The 7,601-nt window shown below is 66.4% G+C and carries 7 protein-coding genes and 1 pseudogene; 4 read left to right on the top strand and 4 right to left on the bottom strand.

Annotated elements, in window-relative coordinates:
* Positions 1-41: 41 nt before the first annotated feature.
* Entirely contained in the window at positions 42-455 is a 414-nt protein-coding gene (locus tag DMC18_RS15115; protein WP_110121910.1) for an OsmC family protein, read from the bottom strand.
* 95 nt (positions 456-550) lie between these two features.
* Entirely contained in the window at positions 551-745 is a 195-nt protein-coding gene (locus DMC18_RS15110) for a hypothetical protein (protein WP_110121916.1), read from the bottom strand.
* 283 nt (positions 746-1,028) lie between these two features.
* Between DMC18_RS15110 and DMC18_RS15105 the strand changes: the two genes are divergently transcribed.
* Positions 1,029-1,991: an acetyl-CoA carboxylase carboxyltransferase subunit alpha gene (locus DMC18_RS15105; RefSeq protein WP_110121911.1), complete on the top strand. Its 963-nt coding sequence runs from the start codon at positions 1,029-1,031 to the stop codon at positions 1,989-1,991.
* Between the two features lie 207 nt (positions 1,992-2,198).
* Complete coding sequence (locus DMC18_RS15100) at positions 2,199-2,501, top strand: hypothetical protein (protein WP_110121912.1); 303 nt, start codon at positions 2,199-2,201, stop codon at positions 2,499-2,501.
* Between the two features lies 1 nt (position 2,502).
* Here the strand turns inward: DMC18_RS15100 and DMC18_RS15095 are convergent, their stop codons facing one another.
* Both DMC18_RS15095 and secA read right to left on the bottom strand, forming a co-directional pair.
* A complete protein-coding gene (locus DMC18_RS15095; RefSeq protein ID WP_110121913.1) occupies positions 2,503-3,123 on the bottom strand; it encodes a hypothetical protein in 621 nt (206 codons plus the stop codon).
* A 141-nt stretch (positions 3,124-3,264) separates the two neighbouring features.
* Positions 3,265-6,030, bottom strand: coding sequence for a preprotein translocase subunit SecA (gene secA, locus DMC18_RS15090; RefSeq protein ID WP_110121914.1), 2,766 nt, complete (start codon positions 6,028-6,030; stop codon positions 3,265-3,267).
* 393 nt (positions 6,031-6,423) lie between these two features.
* On the opposite strand from secA, the gene DMC18_RS15085 reads away from it, so the two are divergent.
* Complete coding sequence (locus DMC18_RS15085) at positions 6,424-7,398, top strand: peptidylprolyl isomerase (protein WP_110133059.1); 975 nt, start codon at positions 6,424-6,426, stop codon at positions 7,396-7,398.
* A pseudogene (locus tag DMC18_RS27320) lies at positions 7,395-7,601 on the top strand (bifunctional ornithine acetyltransferase/N-acetylglutamate synthase); the annotation flags it as partial. The gene DMC18_RS15085 and the pseudogene DMC18_RS27320, both read left to right, overlap by 4 nt.

Here is a 7,601-nt window from a genome sequence, read left to right as displayed (position 1 = left end):
CTCCGCGACAGCTCCCCCAGAGGGGGAGCATCCAAAGGACGTCACCCCGCCCGCGTCTCGACCTTCACGCCCGCGCTCAGCATCTTGTGCACCGGGCAGGCCTCGGCGATCTCCATCAGCCGCTGACGCTGGGTCTCGTCGAGATCGCCGGACAGAGTGATGACGCGGTCGAAGACGTCGGCCGGCAGGGCGCTGGGGACGCGGCGCCAGGTGGTCTCGACCCGCACCTCGCCCAGGGCCCAGCCCTTGCGCTTGGCGTAGAGCCGCAGCGTCTGGGTGGTGCAGGCCGCCAGGCCCGCCGCGACCAGGTCGTGGGGATTGGGGCCGGTGTCGAGCCCGCCTTCCGACGGCTTGAGATCGCCGGCGATACGCGCCGGACCGGCGGTGATCAGGATCTGCACGCCGCCATGGCCGCTGTCCTCGGCGATGGCGGAAGGGCGGGCGACGTCGGTCATGAGCGAATCCTCGCGGGTTGGGAGGCCTAACTTAGGCGTCCCAGCCCGCATCGCGCTTGTCGAAATCCGTCCCCCGACGAACCTTCGAAGGATCTTTAAGCGGCCGCGCCGGCCCCGACCTTGAACAGGTGGGTGGCGCCGCGCCAGACCTCGACCTCGTTGCAGCCGCGGTGCATGTCGAACAACTCGCCGGCGCGCAGGCGCGCGGCGTTGTCGTCGGCGCAGGCCGTGACATCGAAACGGGGAACCGAGCCGTCGCGCTCGACGCAGAAGAAGGTAAACACCTGCATGGGAACGACCGTCCTCATCAGGCGGGCCGTGTCCATGTTCGATGGGCGGGGCCGCAGCGCCAGCTGACTTCCGCAACCGGCTCTTGAAAACCCAATATAATGAACGCAAAGCGATTCACCATAGGGGTTCGGTTTCTTAACAGGACTCAGTTGGGGATGAATCCCATCACGAGGGGAATCCTCGCCCGGAACCATGGTTCCAATTTGGCGCGAATGCGCTTTCCCTGGACGTCATCACGCACTAGGTTCGCCACCTTTCGCAAACGGCGACGTTAAGAGACTCATGCCCGCGCACTATCTCGACTTCGAGCGACCCATCGCCGACCTGGAAGCCAAGATCGAAGAGCTTTCCAAGCTTTCCGAGACGGCTGGCCCCGGCGCGTTCGACAACGAGATCGTCGCCCTGCGCGAGCGCGTGCAGGTTCTGCGCAAGGAAGCCTATGCCGGTCTCGACGCCTGGCAGAAGACGATGGTCGCCCGCCACCCGCAGCGGCCGCACCTGCGCGATTATGTCGCGGGCCTGATCGACGACTTCGTCGAGTTGCGCGGCGACCGCAAGTTCGCCGACGACCAGGCCATCGTCGGCGGCCTGGGCCGCTTCCGCGGCATGCCCGTCGTGGTCATGGGCCACGAGAAGGGCCACGACACCACCACCCGCCTGAAGCACAACTTCGGCATGGCCCGCCCCGAAGGCTACCGCAAGGCCGTGCGCCTGATGGACATGGCCGAGCGCTTCAACCTGCCGGTCCTGACCTTCGTCGACACCGCCGGCGCCTATCCCGGCCTCGGCGCCGAGGAGCGCGGCCAGGCCGAGGCCATCGCCCGCTCGACCGAACGCTGCCTGACCCTGGGTACGCCCATGGTCACCACCATCACCGGCGAAGGCGGCTCGGGCGGCGCCATCGCCCTGGCCGGCGCCAACCGCGTGCTGATCCTCGAGCACTCGATCTATTCGGTGATCTCGCCGGAAGGCGCCGCCTCGATCCTGTGGCGCGACGGCGGCCGGGCCAAGGACGCGGCCACCAACATGAAGATCACGGCGCAGGACCTGATCAAGCTGCGCATCGTCGACCGCATCGTCGAGGAACCGGCCGGCGGCGCTCATTCGGATCCCGAAGCCGCCATCAAGGCCGTCGGCGACGCGGTGGAAGACGAGCTGAAGAAGCTCTCGGTCCTCACCCCCGCCGAACTCAAACGCCAGCGCGCCGACCGCTTCTACGCCATCGGCCGCGAGGGGCTGCAGTAAGCACTACCCTACCCGTAAAACCCCCGCGAAAGCGGGGGCCCAGGCGTTTTATCGTCGAGCGCCAAGCCTTTCAGAAAAAGCCTGGGTCCCCGCTTTCGCGGGGATTTTACGGAATGTGGGAAGCCATTCTCCCGGGGCGGATGCGGCGCAACAAGTCCTCGGCATGAGGCGTTGCCCAAGCTCCCCCACCCGAGGAGAGCCGCCCGCATGGCCCAAACCTTCGAAGACGCCTTTGAGATCGTGCTGGCCGGGCTGGACCTCCCTCCCAAGCGCGGCACGCCGCAGAACGACCGTTTCCAGGCCGCCATAGAGCGGGTGCTGGCCGAGCCCGGCGGGTCCGAGGAAAGCGCCGAGCAGGACGCGGCGGTCGACGACGTCGTGCGTGTCGACAAGGACCTGCGCCGGCGCCTGAACGCGCTGGCGAACCCTGGCCGCAATCCGTTCGGCGAGCATCCCAACGGCATCGGCCCGACGCTGGGCATGGATCTTTCAGCGCCCCGACGCGACTGAACTACCGCCTGCGGCGAGCGTGAGAAATTTGGACCAACTCGGCCAGTTGTGTGACGTCCTTCGACGTCTTCACCCACCCACGCGAATAGCTGTTCTGATCTTTCAGCAAGAAGTCGGCAGCATCATAGGTTTGCGGATTTCCATACAAGGTGAAATGCAGATTTCCAGCGCGCGGTTGCGCCTTCAACGTGAAGGTATTGAGCGGTCGGTTCACCCAACGCCCCCCGCCCCCTTCTACCAACTCTCCATCCACGCCCGCTTTCCGAATAGCCGCGACTGTCTCTGCGGCTAACTTCGCCAAATTTGGCGCACCGCGCTCAACCTGCACAAGGAACTCGGAGTCACCAGCTGCTTGCCAGGCGCTTTGCCTCTCAACCTCCTCCTCATCCAATTGGATCAAGATGGCATTCGACCAATCGCCGTGCGCCAGGGAAACAACATCGACGGGATCGATCATGCCCGCCTTCATTCCGGCGACCATCGCAGCCTTACGTACGACGATGACTGCTGGCGCATGGGCAGACTGCCCTTGTAGGGCCTCGATCGTTGCTGGATCGAGGCTGATACGATGCAGCTTTGGATGCGCCTTATCGGCCACCCTGAACGCTACCAGATGATCCATGTGCAGCTCCCGTGAGATTGATTGCAGAAATAACTGCAGTTATTTCTGCAATCAATAACTTGTTTCCTACCCACGAAAAAGCCCGCCCCGGTCTCCCGGGGCGGGCTTCGTCGTTTCAGGCTCTCTCGAACCCGCCGGTCGTCAGACCAGCGAGCCGTGGCACTGCTTGAACTTCTTGCCCGAGCCGCAGGGGCACGGACCGTTGCGGTTGGTGCGGTCCCAACCTTCCGGCAGCGCCGAGACCGGCAGGGCCTCGCGCTGCTGCGGCGACAGGCCTTCGGGCAGGGCGCCGGCCAGGGCCGCGTTCTCGCCGGTCAGCGGGTCCAGGTGCACCGGGATCAGGTTTTCCGGCGTGTGCAGGGGCTCGGGCTCGGCATAGGCGATCTCGACCGTCATCAGCCAGCGGGTGGTGTTGCTGCGCAGGTCGCCCAGCAGCTTTTCGAACAGGCTGAAGGCTTCGGTCTTGTACTCGTTCAGCGGGTCGCGCTGGCCATAGCCGCGCAGGCCGATGACGTTGCGCAGGTGGTCCAGGTGCATCAGGTGCTCGCGCCACTGCAGATCGATCATCTGCAGCAGGAAGCTCTTTTCCACCGAACGCATCTGCTCGGGGGTGATGATCACTTCGCGCTGGGCGGCGTACTCGTCGGCGGCCTTGCCGATGCGCTCGCGGAAGACCTCGTCGTCGACGCCTTCCTCGGCGGCCCATTCCTTCAGCGGCAGGTCGAGGCCCAGGATCGCCTGGACGCGCTCGTGCAGGCCCTCGATGTCCCACTGCTCGGCATAGGCCTTCGGCGGCACGTGACGGGCCACCAGGTCCTCGACCACGTCGGTGCGCATCTCGGCGATGACTTCCGACAGGTCGCTGCTCTCCATGAACTCCTGGCGCTGCTCGAACACGGCCTTGCGCTGGTCGTTGACGACGTCGTCGTACTTCAGGAGGTTCTTGCGGATCTCGTAGTTGCGCTGCTCGACGCGGGTCTGGGCCTTGGCGATGGCGGCGTTCAGCCACTTGTGGGTGATCGCCTCGCCGTCCTGGACGCCGAAGGTGCGCATGATCGCGTCCAGGCGCTCGCCGGCGAAGATGCGCAGCAGATCGTCTTCGCACGACAGGAAGAACTTCGAACGGCCCGGGTCGCCCTGACGGCCGGTGCGGCCGCGCAGCTGGTTGTCGATGCGGCGGCTTTCGTGGCGCTCGGTGCCCAGAACGAACAGGCCGCCGGCGGCCAGAGCCGCCTTCTTGGCGTCGGCGATCTCGGCTTCCAGCTCGGCGCGGTAGGCCAGCTCGTCTTCGTGCGAGACGGTGATGCCCAGGCCCCGCTGCTCGATCTTCCACTTCGACAGGCGCAGGTCGATGCTGCCGCCCAGCTGGATGTCGGTGCCGCGGCCGGCCATGTTGGTGGCGATGGTCACCGCGCCCGGCACGCCGGCGTCGGCGACGATGCCGGCTTCCTGCTCGTGGAAGCGGGCGTTCAGCACCTGGTGCGGGATGCCCTTCTGCTTGGCGCCCTTGTTTTCCCACTCGTAGGCGTCGAGCAGCTTGGACAGCTCTTCGGACTTCTCGATCGACACGGTGCCGACCAGGATCGGCTGGCCGCGGCTGTGGCAGTCGGCGATCTGAACCAGGATGGCCCGGTTCTTCTCTTCCTCGGTGCGGTAGACCTCATCGTCGTCGTCGATGCGCTGGATGACGCGGTTGGTCGGGATTTCGCTGACGCCCATCTTGTAGATGTCGTCGAACTCCTGCGCCTCGGTCGAGGCCGTGCCGGTCATGCCCGACAGCTTGGTGTAGAGGCGGAAGTAGTTCTGGATGGTCACCGAGGCCAGGGTCTGGTTCTCGGGCTGGATGGCGGCGCCTTCCTTGGCCTCGATGGCCTGGTGCAGGCCTTCCGACAGCCGGCGGCCGGTCATCATGCGGCCGGTGAACTCGTCGATCAGCACGATCTCGTCGGCCTTGACGATATAGTCCTTGTCGCGCGTGTAGAGCACGTTGGCCCGCAGGGCCTGGTTGACGTGGTGGACGATCGAGATGTTGGCCGCGTCGTAGAGGCCGGCGGTGTCCTCGGCCAGGTGGCCGCCCGAGATCAGGACCTCTTCGATCCGCTCCTGGCCCTCTTCGGTCAGGATGACCTGCTTCTGCTTCTCGTCGTGGTCGTAGTTGGTCTTGTCCTTGATGAGTTCCTTCACCAGGACGTCGATGGTCTTGTAGAGCTCGCTGCGGTCCTCGGTCGGGCCCGAGATGATCAGCGGGGTGCGGGCTTCGTCGATCAGGATCGAGTCGACTTCGTCGACGATCACGTAGTGGTGGCCGCGCTGGACCATCTCGCCCACGTCATAGACGAGGTTGTCGCGCAGGTAGTCGAAGCCGAATTCGTTGTTGGTGCCGTAGGTGATGTCGGACTTGTAGGCGCGCTGGCGGTCGCCTTGGCTCAGGCCGTTGACGATGATGCCGTACGACAGGCCCATGAAGTTGTAGAGCTGGCCCATCCACTCGGCGTCGCGGGTGGCCAGGTAGTCGTTGACCGTGATGACGTGCACGCCCTTGCCGGCCAGCGCGTTCAGATAGGTCGGCAGGGTGGCGACCAGGGTCTTGCCTTCACCGGTGCGCATTTCCGAGATGCCGCCGAAGTGCAGCACCATGCCGCCGACCAGCTGCACGTCGAAGTGGCGCATGCCCAGCACGCGCTTGGAGGCCTCGCGCACCGCGGCGAAGGCTTCGTCGAGGATGTCGTCGAGGGTCGCGCCCTTTTCCAGGCGGTCCTTGAATTCCTGGGTCTTGGCCTTCAGGGCCTCGTCCGACAGGGCGGCCATCGCCGGCTCGAACGCGTTGATCTTGGCCACGCGGCTCTGCAGCGTCTTGACCTTGCGTTCGTTGGAGGAACCGAAGAGCTTTTTGGCGAAGCCGAGCATGCAGAAAGGATCCGGAGCGAGAACTAGTGAGGCCGGCGCTAAGGCTTGTGGGCCTTCACTACGGTAATGAGGTTGCGCCGGGTTGCGGAAAACCACTGAAAACGGCGCGCGCGCGAGACTTAAGCACCGCCCCTCCCAGTGTCAACGAAGGCCCGGCCCGCCTCGCCGTCGAAAAACATCGATCGGCCAAGCTTGCCCGCGCCGCACGAATTATGCCCGCGACGCGCGCGGGCGCGACGCCGAAACCACTGGAAGCGCCTGGAGTTCCATCCGCTCAGTCAGAACCGGGCGGCCCGACGCGAAGTTTAGACCCCAAGGCCGCCAAAACGGCTTCCCCTTTGGCCTGACGCGCTCTAGAGCGCTTTTCTTGAGTTCAGCGGAGAACCGCGTCCGATGCACCCCGTCCGCCCCCGTCCGTTTCTGGTCGCCGCCGCCCTCGGCCTGGCGCTGCTGGTCGCCGCCTGCGGCCGCGGCGGGGTCGACGAGCGCCCGCCCGAGCCTGGCGACACGGCCGTGGCCCGTGTCGCCGGCCACGCGGTCTGGGCCTCCGACGTCAAGCGCGAGGCGGTGGCGCAGGGCCTGATCGGCGAGGGCGAGCCGCTCGACGTCTCGTCCGACCTCTTCCGCCGCGTCCTCGACGAGGTGGTCGACCAGAAGCTGCTGGCGTCCGAAGCCATGCAGCGCAAGCTCGACAAGGATCCCGTCGCCCAGCGCCGCCTGGCGGCCGCCCGCGAGCGCATCCTCGGCGACATGCTGGTCGAGGGCATGGTCGAGAAGGCCGTCACCGAGGACAACATCCGCGGCCTCTACGCCGAGCAGCAGAAGCTGGCCAAGCAGTCCGAAGAGATCCGCGCCCGCCAGATCCTGGTGCCCAGCCAGGCCGAAGCCGAAAGCGTCAAGAAGCTCTTGGCCACCGGCGCCTCGTTCGACGCCCTGGCCATGGAGCGCTCGAAAGACGAGGCCACCCGCTTCAAGGGCGGCGACCTCGGCTACTTCACCGTCGACGTCATGCCCGAGGCCTATGCCGGCGCCCTGAAGGACGCCAAGGCCGGCGACCTCATCGGCCCGTTCCACTCCGACGGCCAGTGGGTGGTGCTGCGCGTCGAGGACAAGCGCCTGGAAGCCCCGCTCAGCCTGGAAGAGACCCGGCCCCAGATCGTGCGCTTCCTGACCTACGACCAGGTCCGCGACCTGCTGGAGAAGCTGCGCTCGGGCGCCAAGGTGGAGATGCTGGTCGGCAAGGGCCAGGACGTCCCCGGCGCGCCGCAGGAGCCGGCCTCCGCTCCGGCCGGCGCCGCCGCCCCCGTTTCCGACCTCGACAGTGCGCCGCCCGCCTCGGCGCCCGCCCAGACCCCGGCCAAAAAATGACCCGCAAGCCTTCCAAGACCACCACGACCGCTGACAAGGCCGCCCCGAAGACGGCCGAAAAGACGCCCGCGACCACGACTCCGGCCGAGATCGTCGGCCAGGTCGGCGCCAGCGTCGGCCAGGCCCTCGACCGCGCCCTCGATCCGCTGGCCTCGGCCCTGAAGCGCGCCGGCCTGCGCCGCGCCCAGAAGTCGGCCGGCGAG

It is taken from the genome of Caulobacter sp. D5, assembly GCF_003185805.1.
Taxonomy (GTDB): domain Bacteria; phylum Pseudomonadota; class Alphaproteobacteria; order Caulobacterales; family Caulobacteraceae; genus Caulobacter.
This window is presented reverse-complemented; position numbering and strand designations above follow the sequence as displayed.